We start from the raw sequence: 24043 nt of genomic DNA, 5'->3' as shown, positions 1-24043 counted from the left end.
TGGAGTGGCTATGGGGGATCGGCACGACTATGTCGCCCTGGAATGGGTCAAGGGCGAAATCGCCGAGACGCTCAACCAGGCGCGCCAGGCCCTGGAAGCGTTCGTCGAGAACCGCGAGGACAGCACACGCCTGAGCTTCTGCCTGACCTATGTCCACCAGGTCCACGGCACCCTGCAGATGGTGGAGTTCTATGGTGCCGCCCTGCTCGCCGAGGAGATGGAGCGGCTGGCCCAGGCGCTGCTGGAGAACCGTGTCGCCGACCAGAGCGAGGCGCTGCAGATCCTCATGCAGGCCATCCTGCAGCTGCCGGTGTACCTGGATCGCGTGCACAGCACGCGCACCGATCTGCCGCTGCTGCTGTTGCCGCTGCTCAACGAACTGCGCAGTGCGCGCGGCGAGCAGCCCCTGCCGGAAACCAGCCTGTTCGCGCCGGACCTGTCCGCGCCGATTCCGGCCTTGTCGCGTGAGTCCCTGGCGCTGCTGAATACCCCCGAATTCCCCCAGTTGCTGCGCAAGCTGCGCCAGTTGCAGCAGGTGGCGATGGTGGGCCTGCTGCGCGGGCAGGAGTCGGCCAAGAATCTGGCCCAGCTGGAAAAGGTCTACCTGAAGCTCGCTGATCTGGGCCGCGAGTCGCCCCTGGAGCCGCTGTGGGAAATTGCCGCCGGCGTGGTCGAAGGGCTGGTCAGTGGCAGCGTGCCCTCCGGCCCCTCCGTGCATGTGCTGTTGCAGCAGCTGGACAAGGAGCTCAAGCGGCTGGTGAGCGAGGGGGCCGCCGGCTTCAACCATGCCGCGCCGCTGGAGCTGACCAAGAACCTGCTGTTCCACCTGGCCAAGGCGAGCTTCGAAACGCCGCGCATTGCCGAGCTGAAGGCCCGTTTCCGCCTCGACCAGGCGCTTCCGGGAGAAGCGGTGTCGGGTGCCGAGCGCGGCCAGCTGGTCGGCCCGGACCGCGGTGCGATCCGCTCGGTGGTGGCGGCCCTGTGCGAAGAGCTGGTGCGTATCAAGGACAGCCTGGACCTGTTCGTGCGCAGCGACCGGCAGAACCTGGCCGAGCTGAGCGGCCTGCAGGCACCTCTCAAGCAGATCGCCGACACCCTGGCGGTGCTGGGTTTCGCCCAGCCGCGCAAGGCCATCCTCGACCAGCTGAACACCGTGCAGCTGCTGCTCGACGGCGAAAAGACCGCCGATGATGGCGCGCTGATGGATATCGCCGGCGCGCTGCTGTATGTCGAGGCGACCCTGTCCGGCATCGCCGGCATGGATAACGACAGCCAGAGCGAGCAGAGCCGCCTGCCCACCACTGATGTGACGCAGATCCACCAGTTGGTGATCCGTGAGGCGCGTACCGGTCTCGAACAGGCCAAGGACGCCATCATCGAGTTCATCGCCTCGCAGTGGAACCACGAACATCTGGCCCGGGTCCCGGAGCTGCTCACCCAGGTGCGCGGCGGACTGGGCATGATTCCGCTGCAGCGCGCCGCCGAGTTGCTTGAAGCCTGCCGGCGTTACATCTGCGAGCGTCTGCTGGAGCCCCGTGCAGTGCCGGACTGGCAGCACCTGGATACCTTGGCCGACGCCATCACCGGCGTCGAGTACTACCTGGAACGCCTCAGCGAGGACCATGCCAGCCAGGGCGAAGTCATTCTCGACGTGGCCGAGGAAAGCCTGTGCAGCCTGGGCTATGCGCCCCGCGCGCTGCTGGCCGAGGAGGCTGCTGTTCCGGCCGAGCCGGTGCTGGACTGGCTGGCCGACGACATGCGCGAGCCGCAGATGGAACAGCCGCCTGTTGCCGCGCCGGCCACGCTGGCGGATTTCGTCGACGATCTGTTCGCCCCTGAGCAAGAGGCCGCGCCGCACACGCCCGCGCCGTCGATGTTCGAACTGCTGGAGCTGGATGCCGAGGGCCTGACGCCTCCGGCCGAACCGCTGGCCGCGAAACCCGAGCCTGGACCCGCGCCGGTGCTGACGGTGGCCGATGTGCTGGCCGCGCCGGTGCAGGCCATCAATCCGCCCGCCCAGGATGCTCCGCCCAGCCTCCTGCCGCCGCCTGCCGACGAGGAGCCGGTGGACGAAGAGCTGCTCGAGGTGTTCATCGAGGAAGCTGGCGAGGTGCTCGACACCATCAACCAGTTCCTGCCGCAATGGCGCGCCAACAACGACAACCGTGAAGCGCTGAGCGAAGTCCGGCGCGCCTTCCACACCCTCAAGGGCAGCGGTCGCATGGTGCGCGCGCTGATCATCGGCGAACTGGCCTGGGCGGTGGAGAACCTCTTCAATCGCCTGCTGGACCGCAGCATCGAGGCTGGTCCGGCGGTGCACGAGCTGGTCGGCGAGGTGGTGGGACTGCTGCCCGAGCTGGTCGACGAGTTCGCTGCCAAGGCGCAGCGTCAGCGCGATGATGTCGACCGCCTGGCTGCCGCAGCCCATGCGCTGTCCCGCGGCCAGCAGCCTGCGCCGTCCCTCCCTCGCGCGGTGGCGGTGGATGACGCCGCCGATGCCAGCGGCCTGGACCCGCAGTTACTGGATATCTTCCGCAACGAGGCGGAGAGCCACCTGGAGACGCTCGACCAGTTCCTGGCGGAGTGTGCGCAGATCCTGCCGCAGCCGGTCAACGACCGTCTGCAGCGGGCGCTGCATACCCTCAAGGGCAGCGCGCACATGGCCGGCATCCTGCCGATGGCCGAGGTCGCCATGCCGCTGGAGCGGCTGGTCAAGGAATTCCACAACCACCAGATTCCGGTCGATCGCGAACTGGCCGGGCTGCTCGCCCAGGCCCGCGAGCTGTTGCAGCAGGGCCTGGCGCAGCTTGACAGCACGCCGCACGCGCCGCTGCCGGGCACCGAGGCGTTCCAGGTCGCCGTGCAGAGCCTGCAGAAGGAACGCCTGAACCAGGCCGAGGCCAAGCGCACCAGCAGCGAACCCCATGCGTCGGAGCTGCTCGGGCGGCATCTGGGCAACCACATCGACACCCTGCTGGACAGCGAGGAGCTGCTGGCCGGCTGGCGCGACCAGCCGCAGGCACCCAGCCCGCTGGGTGATCTGCGGGCCGCTGTGGAAGCACTCTGGCAGGGCGCCCGGCAGGCCAAGCTGGCGCCGTTGGCCGAGCTTTGCGAGGCGGTGTCGCAAGTGTATGCCGCCGTGGCGGACCAAGGCCTGGCCACCGATGCGCGCTTCTTCGAGGAAGCCCTGGCGGCCCATGAGGCGCTGATCGGTATGCTCGACCAGGTGGCCGCCGCGCTGCAGGTCAGCCCGCGTCCGGATCGCATCGCCGCGCTGGCCGCGCTGTTGATGCCGCCAGCCCTGCTCGATGAGCCGGCGTTCGACATTGATGCGCTGCCCGACAGCCTGCTCGAACTGGAACCGCTCGAACTGGCGTTCGATACGTCGGAGGAGGCGCCCCCCAGTCTGGAGGATGCGCCCGACGCAGCGGAGACGGGGTGCCCAGCCGCGCAGCCGGTCGACGAGCTGGACGAGGAGATGGTCGAGATCTTCCTCGACGAAGCGGGCGACATTCTGGACAGCGCCGCCCAGTCCCTGGAGGACTGGCTGGCCGATACGCAGGACCTGGATGCGCTGGGCGGACTGCAGCGCGATCTGCACACCCTCAAGGGCGGTGCACGCATGACCGGTGTTACCGCGATCGGCGACTTGGCCCATGAACTGGAATTCCTTTACGAAGGCCTGATGCAGCAGCGCTTCACTGCCGAGCCGACCCTGGCCTGGCTGCTGCACAAGTGCCATGACCGTCTGGCCCAACAGATCGAACAACTGCAGGCCCGCGAGCCGGTGACGGTGGCCAGCTCGCTGATCCGCGCCGTGCAGGATTATCGGGAAACCGGTGCCGTCAGCCTGGAGCCGCAGGCGGCGGAGCCGGCCACGGCCAGCCCCGAGGGCGACCTGTGGGCGGCCCTGGAGGCGGCCGAAGCACTGGATCTGGAGGGTTTCGGCGAGCTTGAAGAGATCGAGCTGCAGGTGCCTGCGGCGGGCGAGGGCGAAGTTGATGCGCTGGATGTGCAGGCTGACCCCGAGCTGATGGCGCTGTTCCTCGAAGAGAGCTTCGGACTCATCGAGGATGCCCGCGAGGCATTGCAGCGCTGGCGCGCCGATCCGCAGAACGCGCTGGAAATCGAGACCCTGCAACGCGACCTGCACACCATCAAGGGCTGCGCGCGGATGGCCGACGTGCAACCGATCGGTGATCTTGGCTATGAGCTGGAAATGCTCTATCGCCAGTTGGCCGATGGGCGCCTGCGCAGCGGCGAGCCGTTGTTCGATCTGCTGGAACGCAGTCACGCACGAATCAGGACGCAGCTTGAGGCCGTGCGCGACGGTCTTCCGGTCCCTGCTGGCGAGGAGCTGATCGCGGCGCTGCAGGAGTACGTGGCCGCCCCCGAGGAGCAGTTGAGCGAGCCGCTCAGCGTTACCCTGCAGCCGGTCGAGGAATCCTCGGTCGTGGCCGCCGCCGAGCCGGTGGTGCAGGCGAAGCCCGGCGATGAGGTGGACGAGGAGATTCTGGAAATCTTCCGCGAAGAGGCCGACGAGCTCATCGAGGCGCTGCAGTCCTGTATCCAGGACTGGGACGCGATGCGCGAGGCGGTTCCCTTCGACGACTTGTTGCGCATCCTGCATACCCTCAAGGGTGGGGCACGACTGGCCGGCCAGGCGCACATCGGTACCCTCAGTCACGAGCTGGAGCAGCGCCTGATCGAGGCGCGGCAGCAGGGCGAGCCATCCGAGGGCCTGTTCGAACTCGTGCAGAACGAGTTCGCCGTCCTGCAAGCGGCAGTGGACGGCTTGCGCGCCATCCTCAGCGAGGAAGATCTGGTCCCCGCCGCCCCGGCGCCTGTCACGCCGCCGGCGCCGCTGGCCGTCCCCGCGCCGCAGGAACAGGCGCTGGCGCCGGTCGAGCCGGTCGCGTCCACCGCCCGTGTGCTGCCCTTCGTACGCCAGGCCGAGGAGGCCCGCGAGGCGGCCGCCGCGCGCCGCGCGCCGCAGGAGCTGGTCAAGGTGCCGGCGGAACTACTGGATGACCTGGTCAACCTGGCGGGCGAGACCTCCATCTTCCGCGGCCGGGTCGAGCAGCAGGTCAACGATGTCGGCTACACCCTGGGCGAGATGGAAGCCACCATCGAACGGGTGCGCGATCAATTGCGCCGCCTGGACACCGAAACCCAGGCGCAGATCCTCAGTCGCTACCAGGCCGAGGCCGAGCGTGCCGGCTACGAGGACTTCGACCCACTGGAGATGGACCGCCATTCCCAGCTGCAGCAGTTGTCGCGGGCGCTGTTCGAGTCGGCCTCCGACCTGCTGGACCTCAAGGAAACCCTGGCAGCCAAGAACCGTGACGCGGAAACCCTGCTGCTGCAGCAGTCGCGGGTCAACACCGAACTGCAGGAAGGCCTGATGCGAACCCGCATGGTGCCCTTCGATCGCCTGGTGCCGCGTCTGCGGCGCATCGTGCGCCAGGTGTCGGCGGAACTGGGCAAGCAGGTCGAGATGGTGGTCGGCAACGCCGAGGGGGAAATGGACCGCAGCGTGCTGGAGCGCATCATCGCGCCCATGGAGCACATGCTGCGCAATGCCGTGGACCACGGCATCGAGCCGGTCGAGGTGCGGCGTGCCGCCGGCAAGCCGGACCAGGGCACCATCAGCCTCAACCTCGCCCGCGAGGGTGGCGAGATCGTGCTGACCCTGGCGGACGACGGCGGCGGCATTCGCCTGGACGCGGTACGCCGCAAGGCCATCGAACGCGGGCTGATGGCCGCGGACAGTGACATTACCGACCACGAGGTGCTGCAGTTCATCCTGGCGGCCGGTTTCTCCACCGCCGAGAAGATCACCCAGATCTCCGGTCGCGGCGTGGGCCTGGACGTGGTCAGCTCGGAAATCAAGCAGCTCGGCGGCTCGGTGAGCATCGAGTCGGGCGAAGGGCAGGGCACGCGCTTCATCATTCGCCTGCCGTTCACCGTGTCGGTCAACCGGGCGCTGATGGTGCATTCCGGCGAAGATCTCTATGCCGTGCCGCTGAGCAATATCGAAGGCATCGTGCGCGTTTCGCCCTACGAGCTGGAGGCCTATTACGGCCCGGACGCGCCGCGCTTCGAGTACGCCGGGCAGCGCTACGAGCTGCGTTACCTGGGCGAACTGCTGAACAATGGCCAGCAGCCCAAGCTGATGGGGCAGACCCTGCCGCTGCCGGTGATCCTGGTGCGCTCGGCGGACCACAGCATCGCCGTGCAGGTGGACAGCCTGGCCGGCTCGCGAGAAATCGTGGTGAAGAGCCTCGGCCCGCAGTTCGCCCGGGTGGCTGGTATCTCCGGTGCCACCATCCTCGGCGATGGCCGCGTGGTGGTGATCCTCGACTTCATGACCCTGCTGCGCAAGCGCCAGCTGCAGGCGCTGCCGCGCCGCTTCGCCCAGCCGCAACTGAGCGTCGAGCCCGCCGCGCCGGAGGCCGAGGCCGAGGCGCGCGCGCTGACCGTGATGGTGGTGGACGACTCGGTCACCGTGCGCAAGGTCACCACGCGCCTGCTCGAACGCCAGGGCATGAATGTGGTCACCGCCAAGGACGGCGTCGACGCCATCACCCAGCTGCAGGAATTCAAACCGGACATCATGCTGCTGGACATCGAGATGCCGCGCATGGACGGCTTCGAAGTGGCCACCCTGGTGCGTCACGACCCGCAACTGGCGGACCTGCCGATCATCATGATCACCTCGCGCACCGGTGAGAAACACCGGGAGCGGGCCATGGCCATCGGCGTCAACGACTACCTGGGCAAGCCCTACCAGGAGGCCCAGCTGCTCGACCGTATCCACGCTCTGGTACAGCACCCATGACCGCCCGAATCGCGATTCTCGCCGACACTTCCCTGCAGCGTCACATTCTCCAGCGTGCGCTGGCCGGCAGTGGCTATCAGGTGGTGTTCAACCAGGACCCCGCCGGCATGGCGCCGGACGAGCTGCAGGACTGTGCCGCCGATCTCTGGCTGGTCGACCTGGCGCAGGGCGAAGACCTGCCCGTGCTCGATGACCTGCTGGAAGGGGACGTCCCGGTGCTGTTCGGCGAGGGCAAGGCGCCGGAGCGCAGCTCCGAACACTACCCACGCTGGGAGCGCAGCCTGTTCGGCAAGCTCAAGCGCCTGGTAGGCGATCCGGCCGCCGCGGTGGGACCGAGCCTGCAAGGCCTGCTGAGCGAAAACGAGACCGTCGAGCCGCTGACTCTGCCGGCGAGCCTGGCTCAGGCGCCGGACGAGCCGGCCCGCGAAGTCTGGCTGCTGGCCGCTTCGCTGGGTGGGCCGGTGGCGGTCAAGGCGTTTCTCGACGCGCTGCCGGCCGGCCTGCCGGTGGCCTTCCTGTATGCCCAGCACATCGATGCCGGTTTCGAGGCCAGTCTGCCGCAGGCGGTGGGCCGTCATAGCCAATGGACGGTGCGCCAGCTGCAACCCGGCAGGCCCCTGTGCAACGGCGAGGTGCAGGTGGTGCCGATTGCCAATGAACTGGGCTTCGCCGCCGACGGCAGTCTGACGCTGCTCGAACGCGGCTGGCCGGAGCCTTACAGCCCGTCCATCGACCAGATGATGCTCAGCCTCGCCGGTCAGTTCGGCGCGCGCTGCGGCGTGATCGCCTTCAGTGGCATGGGCAGCGACGGCAGCGCCTCGGCGGCCTATGTGCGTCGCCAGGGCGCGCCGATCTGGACGCAGAGCGGCGACAGCTGCGTCTGTTCCAGCATGCCCGACAGCCTGCGCGAAGGGGGCTACAGCGAACTCAGCGGCAACCCGCGCGAACTGGCGTCGGCGCTGGTGAAGCATCTGGCCGAGCGCCCCCGGGACGCCTAAAGGAATTCGCACATGAGCCAAACCCCCGCCCTCCAGAACACCGCCAGCAGCCTGACCGCGCTGTTGATGCCGCTGCGTGATCGCACGCTGCTGCTGCCCAACGTGGCCATGGCCGAGCTGGTGCCCTATCAGACACCGGAACGACGCGACGGCATGCCGGACTGGCTGTTGGGCTACATCGGTTGGCGCAACCTGACGCTGCCGCTGCTGTCGTTCGAGGTGGCCAGCGGGTCGCGCACCGAGGTTGGCCGCAACGCGCGCATCGCCGTGCTGAACGCCATCGGCGACCGCCCCGGCACGCCGTTCCTGGCCCTGCTGCTGCAGGGTATCCCGCGCTCGCTCAAGGTCGACGCCGACCTGCCGGCAGCAGTCGGCACGCTGGCGCCGCTGGAGCTGGCGGCGGTACGCATCGGCGACGAGCTGGTGAAGATCCCCGACCTGGAAGGCCTGGAACAGAAGCTGGCGGACGCCGGGTTGATCTGAGCCGGTCGGCCACGCCGGCGCGGTCCTCCTGTGGGAGCGAATTCATTCGCGATCTTCTGGTATCGCCCTCCCGAAAAGCTCGCGGACGAGTCCGCTCCCACAAACAGTCGGCTCCGCAGGTCCGCTATTGGATCGTTGGTCCGATCCGTTAGAAATCCCCCCACAGCTGCTGCGCCACGCTGAGCGCCACCACCGGCGCGGTTTCCGTGCGCAGCACGCGCGGCCCCAGGCGGGCGGCGTGGAAGCCGTGATGTTTCGCCTGTTCCACCTCGGCGTCCGACAGCCCACCCTCCGGGCCGATGAGGAAGGCCAGGCTGGATGGCCGCGCATGGCTGGCCAGCGGCTCGGCTACCGGGTGCAGTACCAGCTTCAGCTCAGCCTGCACCTGGCGCTGCCAATCGTCCAAACTGACCGGCGCATGAATCACCGGCAGCACGGAACGGCCGCACTGCTCGCAGGCGCTGATGGCGATCTGGCGCCAGTGGGCCAGGCGCTTGTCGGCGCGTTCATCCTTCAGGCGCACCTCGCAGCGCTCGCTGACCAGCGGGGTGATCTCCGCCACGCCAAGCTCGGTGGCCTTCTGGATGGCCCAGTCCATGCGCTCTCCCCGGGAAAGGCCCTGGCCCAGGTGGATGCGCAGAGCGGGCTCGGCCAGTCCGTCGAAGGCCTCGTGCAGCTCCACACTGACGCTCTTCTTGCCCACCTCGACCAGCTCGCCGAGGTACTCCCGGCCACTGCCGTCGAACAGCTGCACCGCGGCGCCCGGCGCCAGGCGCAGCACGCGGCCGATGTAGTGGGCCTGGGCCTCGGGCAGCTCATGGCGGCCGAGGGAGAGCGGGGCATCAATGAAGAAGCGGGAAAGGCGCATGGGAAGGTGCGGGGGTAGCCAATGGGAGGTGGCAAGCTTAAAGCACCCGGGCAGCCATCGGGCGGACAACTCTGTATTTGGTTGCCGTTGCGGTGTGTGCCCGGCCAAACGCTCGCGAATGAATTCGCTCCCGCAGGTCCGGGCCGCGCACCGCTTTTCGTGGGAGCGGACTTGTCCGCGAGCTTTTATCGCCGCACCCCGCTACCCCGGATCGCGAAACTCCGCCGGCGCGCCGGCCGGCACGGCCACGCTGACGGCGGTGCGGGTGGCCAGGTCGATGCCTTCGCCGGCCACCTCGGCCAGGAAATCGATCTGCTCGGGCGTGATCACGTAGGGCGGCAGCAGGTACACCACGTTGCCCAGGGGGCGCAGCAGCGCGCCGCGTTGCAGGGCGTGGCGGTAAACCGCCAGGCCGCGTCGCTCCTGCCACGGATAGGGGGTCTTCGAGGCTTTGTCCGCGACCAGCTCGATGGCCAGGGCCATGCCGGTCTGGCGCACTTCACCCACCTGCGGATGCTCGGCCAGGTGCGCGCAGGCGCGGCCCATGTGCGCGGCCAGCGCGCGGTTGGCCTCGATCACGTTGTCCTGCTCGAAGATGTCCAGCGTGGCCAGCGCGGCGGCGCAGGCCAGCGGGTTGCCGGTGTAGGTGTGCGAATGCAGGAAGGCGCGCAGGGTCGGGTAGTCGTCGTAGAAGGCCTGGTACACCGTATCGGTGGTCAGCACGGCGGCCATCGGCAGGTAGCCGCCGGTGAGCGCCTTGGACAGCACCAGGAAATCCGGCGTGATGCCGGCCTGCTCGCAGGCGAACAGTGTGCCGGTGCGGCCGAAGCCGACGGCGATCTCGTCGGCGATCAGGTGCACGCCATGGCGGTCACAGGCCTCGCGCAGCAGGGTCAGATAGATCGGGTGATACATGCGCATGCCGCCCGCGCCCTGGATCAGCGGCTCCACGATCACGGCGGCGATCTCGTGGTGATGCTCGGCCAGGGTGCGTTCCATGTGACTGAACATCTGCCGCGAGTGGGTTTCCCAGTCCACCCCGGGGGCGCGATGCCAGCAGTCCGGGCTGGGCACCTTGAGGGTGTCGAGCAGCAGCGGCCGGTAGGTTTCGGTGAACAGCGCCACGTCACCCACCGACATGGCCGCCACGGTCTCGCCGTGGTAGCTGTTGGTCAGGGTGACGAAGCGCTGCTTGCCCGGCTGCCCGGCGTTGCGCCAGTAGTGGAAGCTCATCTTCAGCGCCACCTCGATGCCCGAGGAGCCGTTGTCGGCGTAGAACACCCGCGCCAGGCCGGGAGGCGCCAGGCGCACCAGGCGCTCGGACAGCTCGATCACCGGCTGATGGCTGAAGCCGGCGAGCATCACGTGTTCCAACGTGTCGACCTGCGCCTTGATGCGCTCGCCGATGCGCGGGTTGGCGTGGCCGAACACATTGACCCACCAGGAGCTGACTGCGTCCAGGTAACGCTTGCCGTCGAAATCTTCCAGCCAGACGCCCTCGCCCCGACGGATCGGGATCAGCGGCAACTGTTCGTGGTCCTTCATCTGCGTGCAGGGATGCCAGAGGGTCGCCAGGTCGCGTTGCATCCAGTGGTCGTTCAGGCTCATCGGTTCGGTTCCCCCTGCGAAAAAACCTGGCGAGCCTAGCACGAAGTCTGGGGCAGTGTTCTTATCGGCTGGTTCGATGGGTTGAAGCGAAAAAATTCGCTTTTCCCCGATAGGTTTGTCGGTAGTCTTACGTTCATTCAGAAACAAGGAGGATCGCCATGCAGTGGCGAAATTCATCCCGCAATTACGGCCTGACCAGCATCCTGCTGCACTGGGGCGTGGCCCTGACGGTGGTGGGGCTGTTCGCGCTCGGCCTGTGGATGCGCGGGCTGAACTATTACAGCCAGTGGTACCGCACGGCGCCGGACATCCACAAGAGTGTCGGCCTGATCCTGTTGGCGGTGATGGTGCTGCGACTGGTCTGGCGCTGGCTCAGCCCGCCGCCGGCGGCCCTGCCTACCCACACTCCGCTGGTGCGCCTGGCCAGCACGGCCGGCCACCTGACCCTGTATGCCGGCCTGTTCGTGGTGATGCTCTCGGGCTACCTGATTTCCACGGCCGATGGCCGGCCGATCAGCGTGTTTGGCTGGTTCGAGGTGCCGGCGTTGGTCACCGGTATCCCGCGCCAGGAAGACCTGGCGGGCGACGTGCACTTCTACGCTGCCTGGGCGCTGGTGATTCTCGCCGCGTTGCACGCCCTGGCCGCGTTCAAGCACCACTTCATCGATCGTGACGACACCCTGCGGCGCATGTTTGGCCGCGCCAAGTACTGATATTTCATCAAGGAGCATTTCCCATGCTGAAGAAGACCTTCACCGCACTGACCCTGGGCGCCGCCCTGTTCGCCGGCCAGGCCATGGCTGCCGACTACGCGATCGACAAGCAGGGCCAGCACGCTTTCGTCAATTTCAAGATCAGCCACCTGGGCTACAGCTGGATCTATGGCACCTTCAAGGACTTCGACGGTAGCTTCAGCTTCGACGCAGCCCGTCCGGAAGCCAGCAAGGTGAACGTGACCCTGAAGACCGCCAGCGTGGACACCAACCATGCCGAGCGTGACAAGCACCTGCGCAGCGGCGACTTCCTGAACGTCGACAAGCACCCGACCGCGACCTTTACCTCCACCCGCGTGGAGTCCACCGGCGAGGGCACCGCCAACATCACCGGCGACCTGACCCTGAACGGCGTGACCAAGCCGGTGGTGATCGCCGCCAAGTTCCTTGGCGAAGGCAAGGACCCGTGGGGCGGTTACCGTGCCGGCTTCGAGGGCACCGCCAGCATCAAGATGAAAGACTTCGGCATCAAGATGGACCTCGGCCCGCAGAGCGAGAACGTCGAGCTGATCCTCACCGTGGAAGGCGTGCGCAAGTAAGCGCTGCCCGATGCAAAGAACGCCGGCCTTGCGCCGGCGTTTTGCATTTCAGGGTGTCAGCCGCAGCGCCGGGCTCAGGCGCAGCATGTCCAGGCAACTGCTGGCCAGGCGCTCGGCTTCCTGGTGCAGGTCGTAGCCGTCGGGCAACAGCAGCCATTCGCGAATCAGGCCCGAAACGCAGGCATGCAGCGTACGCGCCGCGGTCGGCAGGTCGAGGGTGGTGGGTAGCTGACCCTTGTCGACGGCATTGGCCAACGCCTGGGCAATGATGCCGTGGCATTCCCGCACAGCGGCGGGCAGGAACTGCCCCAGGCTGCAGTCTGCATCGGTGTACTCGCAGCGAAACAGCAGGATCTCGTTGAGGCGCCGGAACTGGGTGTCCCGGGCCGAGAGCTGAAACAGGCGAGTCAGCAACAGGTGAATGTGGCCCAGGGGATCCTGGGTGTCGGGGTCGCGCGTGGTGGCCTCCAGGTCGGCGAGCAGCAGGCTGCGGTTTTCCAGCAGTGCCTGGAAGACCTGATCCTTGTTCTCGAAGTGCCAATACACGGCGCCGCGGCTGATGTTCGCCGCCTGCGCGATATCCGCCATCGAGGTACGCGAAAGCCCCCGCTCGTAGAGGCAGATTTCCGCGGCATCCAGGATCTGCTGACGGGTGGCTAGGGCTTCTTCTCGGGTGCGTCGGGCCATGGTCGCAAGTGCTCTGCCTTCCGCGTGCGCAGAGGCGTGCGGGGCAATATTTGGAAAGGACTAGTCTTATTTACAAACAATCATGGATGTAAGTATATTGCGCCGTCAATTTCAACGTGCCGCAGAGAGCGGGAGACCCTCCGTTCTCTTCCCGCGTCTTCGCTTTCCACCCTCACGAGGTTGTCCATGTCGATCAAGCCCGCCCATGTGGCTCTGATTCCCGTATTCGCCATTGCGTCAATGCTGGCTGCCTGCAAGGAACAGGCGCCCGCCCAGGGAGCCGGTGCCGCTCCGGCTCCGCTGGTCGGCATTGTTACTCTGGAAGCCAAGCCCTACGCGCTGACCACCGAGTTGCCGGGCCGTACCGCCGCCTATCGCAGCGCCGAGGTGCGTCCGCAGGTCAACGGCATCATCCAGAAGCGTCTGTTCGAGGAAGGCAGCGAGGTCAAGGCCGGCCAGCAGCTGTACCAGATCGACGCCGCCGTGTACGAAGCCACCCTGAAGAGCGCCGAAGCCACCCTGGCTTCCACCCGCTCGCTGGCCGAGCGCTATGCCGCGCTGGTCAAGGACAAGGCGGTCAGCCAGCAGGCCCATGACGAGGCGCGTGCCGCCTACCTGCAGGCCCAGGCCAACCTCGAACAGGCGCGCATCAATGTGCGTTACACCAAGGTGCTGGCGCCGATCGATGGCCGCATCGGTCGCTCCTCGGTGAGCGAGGGCGCGCTGGTCAGCAACGGCCAGGCCCAGCCGCTGGCCACTATCCAGCAGCTCGACCCCATCTACGTCGACGTGACTCAGCCCAGCTCGGAACTGCTGCGCCTGCGCAAGGATCTGGCCGCTGGCCGCCTGCAGAAGGCCGGCGAGAACGCTGCCCAGGTCAGCCTCAAGCTGGAAGACGGCAGCACCTACGCCCACACCGGCAAGCTGGAGTTCTCCGAAGTCAGCGTGGACGCCAGCACCGGTTCGGTGACCCTGCGCGCGCTGTTCCCCAACCCGGACAAGCTGCTGCTGCCGGGCATGTTCGTGAAGGCTGAACTGGTCAGCGGCGTGCTGGAAAACGCCATCCTGGCCCCCCAGCAGGGCATCGCCCGCGACCCGCGCGGTCGCCCGATGGCCATGGTGGTGAACATGGAAGGCAAGGTCGAGGCGCGCATCGTCGAGGCCGAGCGTGCCGTAGGCAACCGCTGGCTGGTCAGCGCCGGTCTCAAGCCGGGCGACCGGCTGATCACTGAAGGCCTGCAGTACATCCAGCCCGGTATCTCAGTGCAGACCAAGCAGGCCGGTAACCTCACTGCCAACCAACAGTAAGTCGGCCCAGGGATATTCGTCATGCCTAATTTCTTCATTGACCGCCCAATCTTCGCCTGGGTGATCGCCCTGGTGGTCATGCTCGCCGGCGGTCTAGGGCTGCTGCAGTTGCCGGTCAGTCAGTACCCGAGCATCGCCGCGCCCTCGGTGAACATCAGTCTCGTCTACCCGGGCGCCTCGGCGCAGACCGTGCAGGACACCGTCATTCAGGTCATCGAACAGCAGATGAGCGGCCTGGATGGCATGCGCTACATGTCCGCCGAAGCCAACAACGACGGCAGCGGCTCGATCAAGATTACCTTCGAGCAGGGCACCGACCCGAACATCGCCCAGGTTCAGGTGCAGAACAAGCTGCAGCTGGCCACCCCGCTGCTGCCGATGGAAGTGCAGCAGCAGGGTATCCGCGTCACCAAGGCGGCTGGTGGCTTCCTGATGGTGGTGGCGCTGGTGTCCAGCGATGGCCGCTACAGCAACATCGACCTGTCCGACTACGTGATTTCCAACATCCAGGATCCGCTGTCGCGGACCCCGGGCGTGGGTGACTTCACCGTGTTCGGCTCTTCCTACTCCATGCGTATCTGGCTCGATCCGGCCAAGCTGGTGAGCTTCGCGCTGACGCCCATGGACGTCAGCAACGCCATCAAGGCGCAGAACGTGCAGGTCTCCACCGGCCAGCTCGGTGGCCTGCCGGCGGTGCCCGGCCAGCAACTGACCGCCACCATCATCGGCAAGACCCGCCTGCAGAGCCCGGAAGAGTTTCGCAACATCCTGCTCAAGGTGAACCAGGATGGCTCACAGGTGCGACTGAGCGATGTGGCGCGCGTCGAAATGGGCGCCATGCGTGAGAATATCTCCGCCAAGTACAACGGCAAGCCGGCCACGGGTATCGCCATTACCCTGGCCACCGGCGCCAACGCCCTGGCCACCGCCGAAGCGGTGCGCGACACCATCTCGCGCCTGGAGCCGTTCCTGCCTGAAGGCATGGAAGTCGTGTATCCGTTCGACACCACCCCGGTGATCTCGGCGTCCATCTCCAGCGTGGTGATGACCCTGTTCGAGGCCGTCGTGCTGGTGTTCCTGGTGATGTACCTGTTCCTGCAGAACTTCCGCGCCACGCTGATCCCCACGTTGGCGGTACCGGTGGTCCTGCTGGGTACCTTCGGCGTGCTGTATCTGTTCGGCTACAGCGTCAACACCCTGACCATGTTCGCCATGGTGCTGGCCATCGGCCTGCTGGTGGACGACGCCATCGTGGTAGTGGAAAACGTCGAGCGGGTGATGGTCGAGGACGGCCTGCCGCCCCGCGAGGCGACACGCAAGTCCATGGGGCAAATCCAGGGCGCGCTGGTGGGTATCGGCATCGTGCTGTCCGCCGTGTTCGTGCCGATGGCTTTCATGGCCGGTTCCGTGGGCGTGATCTACCGCCAGTTCGCCATCACCATCGCCTCGGCCATGACGCTGTCGGTGCTGGTGGCGCTGATCTTCACCCCGGCACTCTGCGCGACCCTGCTCAAGCCAATCGCCAAGGGCCATCATGAGGCGAAGCGCGGCTTCTTCGGCTGGTTCAACCGCACCTTCGAAAACGGCGTGCACACCTACGAGGGTGGCGTGCGGCGCGTGCTGCGCAACCGCTGGTCGTTCCTGGGTATCTGGGTCGCCATCGTGGTGGCCGTGGGCGTGCTGTTCTTCCGCGTGCCGGCCGCGTTCCTGCCGCCGGAAGACCAGGGCGTGATGTTCGTCCAGGTGGTCGCGCCGGTAGGTGCGTCCTTCGAGCGCACCGAGAAGATGGTCGACCAGATGCGCGACTACCTGCTCACCGAAGAAGCCGATGCGGTGGAAGGCGTGATGAGCGTGCAAGGCTTCAGCTTCGCCGGTCGTGGCCAGAACGCCGCCATTATGTTCGTCGGCCTGAAGGACTGGGCCAAGCGTCCCGAAGCCAAGGACGCGGTGTTCGCGCTGCAGCAGCGCGCCCAGGCTCGCTTCTTCCAATACCGCGACGCCATGGCCTTCGCCATCGTCCCGCCGTCGGTGATCGAACTGGGCAACGCCTCGGGCTTCGACGTCTATCTGCAGGACATGGCGGGTCTCGGCCACGAGGCGCTGATGAACGCCCGTAACCAGTTGCTCGGCATGGCCGCGCAGCACCCGGCCCTGGTCGGTGTGCGGCCCAACGGCCTTAACGACGAACCGCAGTACCAGATCCTCATCGACGACGAGAAGGCGCAGGTGCTTGGCCTGTCGATGAATGACATCAACAACACCCTGTCCATCGCCTGGGGTTCGGCCTATGTGAACGACTTCATCGACCGCGGTCGGGTGAAGAAGGTGTTCATGCAGGGTGAGGCGCATGCGCGCATGAACCCGGAAGACCTGGACAAGTGGTACATCCGCAACAACAAGGGCGAGATGGTGCCGTTCAGCGCCTTCGCCACCGGTACCTGGACCTACGGCTCGCCGAAGCTGTCGCGCTACAACGGTGTGGAATCCATCCAGATCCAGGGCGGCGCCGCGCCGGGCTACAGCACCGGTGACGCCATGGCGGCCATCGAGGAGATCGCCGCCCAGTTGCCCAACGGCATCGGCATCAGCTGGACCGGCCTGTCGTTCGAAGAGCGCATGTCCGGCAGTCAGCTGCCCATCCTGCTCGGCCTGGCGCTGCTGGTGGTGTTCCTGGCCCTGGCCGCCCTGTACGAGAGCTGGTCGATCCCGTTCGCGGTGATGCTGGTGGTGCCGCTGGGCCTGATCGGTGCCGTGCTGTTCACCCTGGGACGCGGCCTGACCAACGACGTGTTCTTCCAGGTGGGCTTGCTGACCACCATCGGCCTGACCGCCAAGAACGCCATCCTGATCGTCGAGTTCGCCAAGGACCTCTACGACCAGGGCATGGACCTGGTCGACGCGGCGGTGGAAGCCTGCCGCATGCGTCTGCGTCCGATCGTCATGACCTCGCTGGCCTTCACCATGGGCGTGGTGCCGCTGGCCCTGGCCACGGGTGCGGGTGCCGGCAGCGCGCATTCCATCGGGACCGGCGTGGTCGGCGGGATGCTCACCGCCACCGTGCTGGTGATTTTCTGGGTGCCCCTGTTCTTTGTCGGGGTGACCGCGCTGTTCAAGACCCCGCGCAAGACTGAGCGCAACGGAGAGGCACGATGAAGAAGTCCGCATTGACACTGGCGCTGGCGGCAGCGCTTGCAGGCTGCTCCCTGGCTCCCGACTACCAGCGACCCGAATCGGGGTTGCCGGAGCGCTGGACCCCGGCCGCGCTGCAGGCCGACGCCGGCCAGGTAGCCAACGTGCCGGCCGCCGAGCTGGGCTGGCAGGGGTTCTTCCGCGATGCCCGTCTGCAGCAGCTGATCGGCATTGCCCTGGAGAACAACCGCGACCTGCGCATCGCCACCCTCAACGTCGAGGCGTTCCGCGCCCAGTACCGTGTCCAGCGCGCCGACCTGTTCCCGGGTGTCAGCGCTGATGCCGCCATGAGCCGCAGCCATACGCCCGAAACGGTTAATCCGCTGGCCGCCGGCACCAGCACCCAGTACAGCGCCACCCTGGGGCTGTCGTGGGAGCTGGACCTGTTCGGCCGGGTGCGCAGCCTGCGTGACCAGGCGCTGGAGCAGTACTTCGCCAGCGAGGCGGCGCAGCGCAGCGCGAAGATCAGCCTGGTGGCCTCGGTGGCCAACGCCTGGCTCGCGCTGCAGGCCGACCAAGCCCTGCTGCAGGTGGCCCGCGACACGCTGAAGACCTACGAGGAAAGCCTGGCGCTGACCCAGCGCAGCTTCGACGTGGGCGTCGCCTCGGCATTGGACCTGAGCCAGGCCAAAACCGCCGTAGAAAGCACCCGTGGTGCCGTATCGGTGTACAGCCGCCTGGTGGCCCAGGACCGCAACGCCCTGACCCAACTGCTCGGTGGCCCAGTGCCCGAAGAGCTGCTGGAGGCGACTGCCCTGGAGAGCGACCTGCTGGCCGAAGTGCCGGCCGGCCTGCCCTCGGACCTGTTGCGGAATCGCCCGGACATCCTGCAGGCCGAACACCAGCTGCGCGCCGCCAATGCCAACATCGGCGCGGCGCGGGCGGCGTTCTTCCCGCGCATCGGGCTGACCGGTGCGGCCGGCTTCGCCAGCGGCGAGCTGTCCGATCTGTTCAGCTCGGATGCGGACTACTGGAGCTTCACACCGAGCATCAGCGTGCCGATCTTCAACGCCGGCCGCCTGCGCGCCAACCGCGACTATGCCGAAGTGGCGAAGAACATCCAGGTGGCGCAGTACGAGAAGGCCATCCAGGTAGGCTTCCGCGAAGTGGCCGACGGCTTGGCCGCGCGTGCCACATTCAGCGATCAGGTAAACGCGCAGCGCAACCTGCTGGCAGCCAGTGAGGAGTACTACCAGCTCGCCGATCGTCGCTACCGGGGCGGGGTGGACAGCTACCTCAACCTGCTGGTCGCCCAGCGCCAGCTGTTCGCGGCGCGCCAGCAACTGATCGGCGACCGCCTGGCGCAGCTGGTCAGCGAGGTGGACCTGTACAAGGCCCTCGGCGGCGGCTGGCTGGCCGACGAACCACAGGGCTGATTGCTTCGGTGCAATGCAAAACGCCGCCCCTCGGGGCGGCGTTTTTGTTGGTGTCGGGCCCCGTGCCGGGGCCATGGTGGACAAGGAAGGCGTTGTCCACCCTACGGGCAGGTTACTCCACCATGTCCCGGTAGGGATTCTCGGCGGAGTAGCGCACCGGCAAGGCGAAACCGGGGACCTGCACGCCCTGGTCGTCGATCTGCAGGGCGTGCTCGTCGATCATTTCCTCGCCGAAGCGGTAGAGCACGTCGAGTTGGCCGCGCAGGGCCTGCTGGTCGTAGGCGCTGGCGGCGGCGCGGGTGGCCTCGCGGCGCTCCTGGTAGGCGGCGAAGGCCGCCTCGCCGTGGCGCTTGCGCAGCATGCGCTCGACCACGTGGGGCGCCAGCACGTAGGCGCTGGCGTTGTTGCCGCCGAAGCCCTTGGAGTTGAGGAAGCAGACGTCCATCGCCTGCTCGCCCAGCTGCAGGTCGCGGGTGGCGATGCGCAGGCGCTGCTGATGCACATCATCGGCCACGCGGTCGATGGTCTTGATGCCGGGGATGATGCCGTACTTGAAGGTGCCCAGCGCAGCCACCAGCTGGTCGGCGCTGGCCGGGGCCAGGGAGTGGCCGACATAGGCCTTCACGGCCGCTACCGGCCAGTCCTGGATGCCGAAGGCTGCGGCGATGCGGTCGATCAGCTCGGATTCGGTGACCCGGTTGGCCGGGGTGCTGGAGCCGTGCGCATGCACGAAGCTGCGCTGGCGCACGCCGTCCTCGCCGACCAGCTGCATGGCGCTGGCCACGGCCTTGGCCAGGGTCAGGTAGTTGCCCGGGCCGGGGGCGGAGATGGAGCGCTTGAAACCGTCCGCGTTGACGAACACTTCCGGCGTGGCGCCGTGGATGTCGGCACCCAGCTCCAGCGCCAGGGCATCGTCCATCAGCACCACGAACTGGCAGGACTCGGCCAGGGTGAAGCCGCAGTTCTCGCCGAACGGGCGACTGGCGCGGCGGAAGTCCACCTCGTCCCTGCCTTCGATGTGGCGCAGGCCTTCCTCGGTGGCCAGGGCGCTCATCGCGCCGTAGCCGTCGATGCACTCGACGGTGATCGGCGCCTCGCTGTTGCCGACCACCGCCACGCGGGCGCGGCCGCTCTGGATGGCATCGATGCCCTTCTGCAGGTTGTACAGGAAGGTCGCACACGCGCCGGACATGGCGCCGGTGCTGCCGACACTGCCCAGCACGTAGGCGTTGATGAAGTCCGCCGGCATGGTGTTCAGGCCCAGCGGCAGCTGCTTGGAGGTGACCCGGCCGCCCTTCAGGCGCGCCTGCATCAGGCCGCCATAACCGTTCTCGTCCAGCTGGCTCATGATGCTGCCGGCGTACACGGCGATCTCGTCCGGCGCCACGCTGGCGGTGATGCGTTCCCAGTCGATGCCGATCGAGCGCAATGCGTCGGTCATGCCAACGATGGTCATCTGCAGGCCGCGCGGGTGGAAGCGGGAGTTGTACAGCTCACCCGGCTCGAAGCCGGTCGGCAGCTGGCCGGCGGATTTCACCGGCAGCGGGCGGTAGCTGTCCACCTTGACCTCGCAGCTGCCCTGCAGGAACACGCGCACCTGATTGCGATCCAGCGGCTCCACCGTCCAGGTCGGCGGCAGCGGCTCGGGCAGTTGCTTGCGGCTGGTGACGAAGCTCAGCGGCTGGCCCTCGACGCTGTCCAGCACCAGGCTCTTCTGCCAGTGTGCGGCGTCGACATCCAGGTGCTGCTTCTCGATGCGGCGGATCAGGGTGTGCTCGAGGATGTATGCGCCGAAGCGCTGTTCGATTTCGGCCGGGGTGATGATCAGTCCGTCGGCGTCACGGTAGGCGCCTTCGCTGTAGCTCACCTGCCTCATCATCACCGCCAGGCCTGCCAGGGTCTGCTGGCGGGTTTCGCTGTCCAGGGATTCGATGACCATGCGCCGGAAGCCGTGATGGAACGAGCTGCGTCCGGCCGAGTTGTAACCACCGAAACCGACTATGACAGGTAAGCGAGACATGACCCGGGATACTCCTCACGCAAAGGGTCGGCGCGGTGGGACGCGCTGACCGGGAATTTGTCGCGCCTGCAGACGACGAGGCACGTTCTTGTGGACTGCCTTGCTTGACGCAGTGTCTGACCATGAAGTCACGGATGTCACCCATTGGTCGGAGTTCCCCGCCGGGCGGCAGAAACGCGAAAGCCCGGCGCGGGGCCGGGCTTTCGGTTGGGCTTCCCCTCTCCCTTGATGGGAGAGGGGCTGGGGAGAGGGTGAAGCGCCTTACGGCATGCCCAGCCAGTTCGGCAGCGCCAGGGAGACGGCCGGCACGTAGGTGATGATCACCAGGAAGACCAGCAGCAGGCACAGCCAGGGCATGGCGGCGCGGATCACCTGCGGTACGGTCATGCCGGTCACCGCCGAGGTGACGAACAGGTTGAGGCCCACCGGTGGCGTGATCAGGCCGATCTCCATGTTCACCACCATGATGATGCCCAGGTGGATCGGATCGATGCCCAGCTCCACGGCGATGGGGAACAGGATGGGCGCCAGGATCAGGATCACCGCGGACGGCTCCATGAAGGCGCCGGCGATCAGCAGCACGATGTTAACCACCAGCAGGAACTGCCAGGGCTGCAGGCCCAGCTCGACCACCCAGGCGGTGATCTGCTGCGGAATCTGCTCGGTGGTCAGCACGTGGGCGAACAGCATGGCGTTGGCGATGATGAACATCAGCATGATGCTCAGCTTGCCGGACTCCAGGATCACCTGCGGGACCTGTTTGATGGTCAGGTCCTTGTACACGAAGATCGCGATGAACGCCGAGTAGACGGCGGCCACGGCGGCGGCTTCAGTGGGGGTGAACATGCCGGAGTAGATGCCGCCGAGGATGATCACCATCAGCAGCAGGCCCCACAGGGCCTTGCGGCCGGTGCTCAGCCACTGGCGCAGCGAAGCGCGCGGCATGGCCGGCAGGTTCTTCTTCACCGCGACGATGTAGATGGCCACCATCAGCGCCAGGCCGAGCAGAATGCCCGGAATAACGCCGGCGACGAACAGCTTGCCCACCGACTGTTCGGTGGCGGCGGCGTACACCACCATCACCACCGACGGCGGAATCAGGATGCCCAGGGTGCCGGCGTTGGTGACGATGCCGGCGCCGAATGCCTGCGGATAGCCGGAGCGCACCATGCCGGCGATGGCGATGGAACCCACGGCGGCCACGGTAGCCGGCGAGGAACCGGACAGCGCGGCGAACAGCATGCACGCCAGTACAGCGCCGATGGCCAGGCCGCCACGGATGTGGCCGACGCAGGCGTTGGCGAAGTCGATCAGGCGACGGGCCACGCCACCGGTGGTCATGAAGGCGCCGGCCAGGAGGAAGAACGGAATGGCCAGCAGGGTGTAGTGCTCGGACGTTTCGAACAGTTTGATGGCCAGCGAACGGACCGAGTCCTCGCTGAAGATCATGATGGTGAGCGAGCCGGCCAGGCCGAGGGACACGGCGATCGGCACACCGATGAACATCAGCGCGAAGAGAACAACAAACAGGAACAGGATGGACATTACTTGCGCTCCTCGGTGTCGTCGTGCTGTGCCAGATGTGCCGCTTCGGCGGCCTCGTCAGCCAGACCCAGACCGGTCTGCTGGCCGCGCAGGATGCGCACGAAGATTTCAAAGAAGCGGATGAAACAGAGGGTGAAGCCTACCGGCACGATGGCCGCGATGTGCCACTGCATGATGCCGTAATGGCCCAGGTCTTCAGCACCGATCTGTGCCTTCATCAGAGTGGCGACCCACTCCAGGCTGGACTCGGCCAGCAGGCCGGCATAACCCAGGCAAACCAGGCAGGCCACCATGCCAATGGCGCGCTGGGTCTTGTGCTTGAACAGCTTGACGATGGCATCGACACCGATATGGCCGGCGGTGCGCACGCCATAGGCAATGCCGAAGAAGATCAGCCAGGCAAACAGCGCCTTGGTCAGCGCGTTGCTCCAGGTCATGGCCTGGGCGACTTCAAGAATCGAGTCACCGATTGCGTACCAGAAGTCTTCCAGACTCGGCATCTTTTCGGCGAACCAGTAGAACATGGTGTACAGGTTGTTGAGTGCAACATAGACGAAGGTGACCAACGTCATGGTGCCGAGGAGAAATGCGATGAACATCTCCTCGAAGTGATCCCAGATGCGCCGCAGGGCGTTCATGGATGACATCTCCCGATGGGTTGAACAAACGTCGCGAGAGCGACCAGAAGCCGTACCTGGCAGTTTTCAATCTTGTTATTACCGCAGGTCCCGCGGCATCGGAGCGGGCACGCCGAAGCGTGCCCGCTGGGCCAGAAGGCTTACTTCTGGTTGGAGGCCTGGGCGGCCTTGATCAGGTCGGCGCCGATTTCGCCTTCGAACTTCTTCCACACCGGCTGCATGGCTTCACGCCACTTGGCACGCTGCTCGGGAGTCAGGGTGATGATTTCGGTGGTGCCGGCAGCCAGGATGCGCTGCTTGTCGCCTTCGTTCAGCTCGTAGGCCAGGCGGTTAACCTCGACGCTCACCTCGTCCATGATGCTGCGCAGTTCGGTGCGCACGTCAGCCGGCAGGCCTTCCCAGAACTTGGTGTTGGTGATCACCATGTAGTCCAGCAGGCCGTGGTTGGACTCGGTGATGTACTTCTGCACTTCGTGCATCTTCTGCGAGTAGATGTTCGAGTACGGGTTCTCGGCACCGTTGACCACGCCGGTCTGCAGGCCCTGGTAGACCTCGGCGAAGCTCATCTTGCGCGGGTTGGCCTTCAGCGCCTTGAACTGCTCGTCCAGCACGGCGGAAGCCTGTACGCGGAACTTCAGGCCGCGGGCGTCCTTCGGCTCGACCAGCTTCTTGTTGGCGGACAGCTGCTTCAGGCCGTTGTGCCAGTAGCCCAGGCCGGTGATGCCCTTGTCCTGCATGGAAGCCAGCAGCTTCTGGCCGCCTTCGCTCTTCTGGAAGCGGTCAACGGCTTCGATGTCGTCGAACAGGAACGGCAGGTCGAAGATCTGGATGGCCTTGGAGTAGTGCTCGAACTTGGCCAGCGACGGGGCGATGATGTGCACGTCACCCAGCAGCAGCGCTTCCATTTCCTTGCCGTCACCGTACAGCGAGGAGTTCGGGTAGACCTCGACCTTCACCTTGCCCGGCAGGCGCTCTTCGGCCAGACGCTTGAACATCAGCGCGCCCTGACCCTTCGGGGTGTTTTCCGCCACGACGTGGGAGAACTTGATGGTGATCGGATCGGCCGCGTGGACCAGCCCGGCGACGCTCAGGGACAGTGCGCAGGCGACAGCCTTGGCAGTTAGCTTGAACATGGTTGGGTACATCCTCTTTGTTGTGTGTATCGCTAGG

15 protein-coding genes are annotated in these 24043 nt (G+C 66.4%); 8 read left to right on the top strand and 7 right to left on the bottom strand.

The window, feature by feature from the left end; translation table 11 throughout:
* Positions 1-10 precede the first annotated feature (10 nt).
* Genes PT85_RS11285 through PT85_RS11275 form a run of 3 tightly spaced genes read left to right on the top strand, consistent with a single transcriptional unit; the run spans position 11 to position 8322 of the window.
* On the top strand, positions 11-6841 hold the full coding sequence (locus PT85_RS11285; protein WP_039606689.1) for an Hpt domain-containing protein: 6831 nt from the start codon (positions 11-13) through the stop codon (positions 6839-6841).
* A complete protein-coding gene (locus PT85_RS11280) occupies positions 6838-7839 on the top strand; it encodes a chemotaxis protein CheB (RefSeq protein WP_039606688.1) in 1002 nt (333 codons plus the stop codon). The genes PT85_RS11285 and PT85_RS11280 overlap by 4 nt, the downstream gene beginning before the upstream one ends.
* Positions 7840-7851: 12 nt before the next feature.
* Positions 7852-8322, top strand: coding sequence for a chemotaxis protein CheW (locus PT85_RS11275; RefSeq protein ID WP_027589100.1), 471 nt, complete (start codon positions 7852-7854; stop codon positions 8320-8322).
* 148 nt (positions 8323-8470) lie between these two features.
* Here the strand turns inward: PT85_RS11275 and PT85_RS11270 are convergent, their stop codons facing one another.
* Together PT85_RS11270 and PT85_RS11265 are read right to left on the bottom strand one after the other, a co-directional pair.
* The gene (locus tag PT85_RS11270; RefSeq protein ID WP_039561127.1) at positions 8471-9190 is read right to left on the bottom strand and encodes a 16S rRNA (uracil(1498)-N(3))-methyltransferase; all 720 of its coding nucleotides are present in this window, start codon (positions 9188-9190) and stop codon (positions 8471-8473) included.
* A gap of 201 nt (positions 9191-9391) precedes the next feature.
* Entirely contained in the window at positions 9392-10798 is a 1407-nt protein-coding gene (locus tag PT85_RS11265; protein ID WP_027589098.1) for an adenosylmethionine--8-amino-7-oxononanoate transaminase, read from the bottom strand.
* Positions 10799-10956: 158 nt separating this feature from the next.
* Between PT85_RS11265 and PT85_RS11260 the strand changes: the two genes are divergently transcribed.
* Both PT85_RS11260 and PT85_RS11255 read left to right on the top strand, forming a co-directional pair.
* A complete protein-coding gene (locus tag PT85_RS11260) occupies positions 10957-11511 on the top strand; it encodes a cytochrome b (RefSeq protein ID WP_027589097.1) in 555 nt (184 codons plus the stop codon).
* Positions 11512-11534: 23 nt separating this feature from the next.
* Positions 11535-12110: a YceI family protein gene (locus tag PT85_RS11255; protein ID WP_039606687.1), complete on the top strand. Its 576-nt coding sequence runs from the start codon at positions 11535-11537 to the stop codon at positions 12108-12110.
* A 48-nt stretch (positions 12111-12158) separates the two neighbouring features.
* Here PT85_RS11255 and PT85_RS11250 read toward each other — a convergent pair whose 3' ends face one another.
* The gene (locus PT85_RS11250) at positions 12159-12797 is read right to left on the bottom strand and encodes a TetR family transcriptional regulator (RefSeq protein WP_027589095.1); all 639 of its coding nucleotides are present in this window, start codon (positions 12795-12797) and stop codon (positions 12159-12161) included.
* Positions 12798-12983: 186 nt separating this feature from the next.
* Between PT85_RS11250 and PT85_RS11245 the strand changes: the two genes are divergently transcribed.
* The 3 genes from PT85_RS11245 to PT85_RS11235 are packed head-to-tail and all read left to right on the top strand — an operon-like array spanning position 12984 to position 18670.
* The gene (locus tag PT85_RS11245) at positions 12984-14105 is read left to right on the top strand and encodes an efflux RND transporter periplasmic adaptor subunit (protein WP_027589094.1); all 1122 of its coding nucleotides are present in this window, start codon (positions 12984-12986) and stop codon (positions 14103-14105) included.
* Between the two features lie 21 nt (positions 14106-14126).
* Positions 14127-17258, top strand: coding sequence for an efflux RND transporter permease subunit (locus tag PT85_RS11240; RefSeq protein ID WP_039606686.1), 3132 nt, complete (start codon positions 14127-14129; stop codon positions 17256-17258).
* A complete protein-coding gene (locus PT85_RS11235) occupies positions 17255-18670 on the top strand; it encodes an efflux transporter outer membrane subunit (RefSeq protein WP_039561124.1) in 1416 nt (471 codons plus the stop codon). The genes PT85_RS11240 and PT85_RS11235 overlap by 4 nt, the downstream gene beginning before the upstream one ends.
* Before the next feature lie 112 nt (positions 18671-18782).
* Here PT85_RS11235 and PT85_RS11230 read toward each other — a convergent pair whose 3' ends face one another.
* The 4 genes from PT85_RS11230 to dctP all read right to left on the bottom strand — a co-directional run bounded on the left by PT85_RS11230 (position 18783) and on the right by dctP (position 24006).
* Positions 18783-20690, bottom strand: coding sequence for a beta-ketoacyl synthase (locus PT85_RS11230; RefSeq protein ID WP_039606685.1), 1908 nt, complete (start codon positions 20688-20690; stop codon positions 18783-18785).
* A 261-nt stretch (positions 20691-20951) separates the two neighbouring features.
* Entirely contained in the window at positions 20952-22235 is a 1284-nt protein-coding gene (gene dctM, locus PT85_RS11225) for a C4-dicarboxylate TRAP transporter large permease protein DctM (protein ID WP_039606684.1), read from the bottom strand.
* Positions 22235-22873, bottom strand: coding sequence for a TRAP transporter small permease (locus tag PT85_RS11220; protein WP_039606683.1), 639 nt, complete (start codon positions 22871-22873; stop codon positions 22235-22237). The genes dctM and PT85_RS11220 overlap by 1 nt, the downstream gene beginning before the upstream one ends.
* A 140-nt stretch (positions 22874-23013) precedes the next feature.
* Positions 23014-24006 carry a C4-dicarboxylate TRAP substrate-binding protein DctP gene (dctP, locus tag PT85_RS11215; protein WP_027589088.1) on the bottom strand — a complete coding sequence of 331 codons (993 nt, stop codon included), beginning with the start codon at positions 24004-24006 and terminating at the stop codon, positions 23014-23016.
* Between the last annotated feature and the right edge of the window lie 37 nt (positions 24007-24043).

Origin of the sequence: Pseudomonas flexibilis (assembly GCF_000806415.1) — a bacterium.
GTDB classification, from domain to species: Bacteria; Pseudomonadota; Gammaproteobacteria; order Pseudomonadales; family Pseudomonadaceae; genus Serpens; species Serpens flexibilis.
Note: the sequence above shows the minus strand (reverse complement) of the source record. Positions and strands in the feature narration are given on the sequence as shown.

Coding starts and splice junctions, on each gene's coding strand:
- PT85_RS11240 (WP_039606686.1), top strand. CDS start 14,127: ATGCCTAATTTCTTCATTGACCGCCCAATCTTCGCCTGGGTGATCGCC.
- PT85_RS11245 (WP_027589094.1), top strand. CDS start 12,984: ATGTCGATCAAGCCCGCCCATGTGGCTCTGATTCCCGTATTCGCCATT.
- PT85_RS11270 (WP_039561127.1), bottom strand. CDS start 9,190: ATGCGCCTTTCCCGCTTCTTCATTGATGCCCCGCTCTCCCTCGGCCGC.
- dctM (WP_039606684.1), bottom strand. CDS start 22,235: ATGTCCATCCTGTTCCTGTTTGTTGTTCTCTTCGCGCTGATGTTCATC.
- PT85_RS11280 (WP_039606688.1), top strand. CDS start 6,838: ATGACCGCCCGAATCGCGATTCTCGCCGACACTTCCCTGCAGCGTCAC.
- PT85_RS11260 (WP_027589097.1), top strand. CDS start 10,957: ATGCAGTGGCGAAATTCATCCCGCAATTACGGCCTGACCAGCATCCTG.
- PT85_RS11255 (WP_039606687.1), top strand. CDS start 11,535: ATGCTGAAGAAGACCTTCACCGCACTGACCCTGGGCGCCGCCCTGTTC.
- PT85_RS11275 (WP_027589100.1), top strand. CDS start 7,852: ATGAGCCAAACCCCCGCCCTCCAGAACACCGCCAGCAGCCTGACCGCG.
- PT85_RS11250 (WP_027589095.1), bottom strand. CDS start 12,797: ATGGCCCGACGCACCCGAGAAGAAGCCCTAGCCACCCGTCAGCAGATC.
- PT85_RS11285 (WP_039606689.1), top strand. CDS start 11: ATGGGGGATCGGCACGACTATGTCGCCCTGGAATGGGTCAAGGGCGAA.
- PT85_RS11230 (WP_039606685.1), bottom strand. CDS start 20,690: ATGTCTCGCTTACCTGTCATAGTCGGTTTCGGTGGTTACAACTCGGCC.
- PT85_RS11220 (WP_039606683.1), bottom strand. CDS start 22,873: ATGAACGCCCTGCGGCGCATCTGGGATCACTTCGAGGAGATGTTCATC.
- PT85_RS11265 (WP_027589098.1), bottom strand. CDS start 10,798: ATGAGCCTGAACGACCACTGGATGCAACGCGACCTGGCGACCCTCTGG.
- PT85_RS11235 (WP_039561124.1), top strand. CDS start 17,255: ATGAAGAAGTCCGCATTGACACTGGCGCTGGCGGCAGCGCTTGCAGGC.
- dctP (WP_027589088.1), bottom strand. CDS start 24,006: ATGTTCAAGCTAACTGCCAAGGCTGTCGCCTGCGCACTGTCCCTGAGC.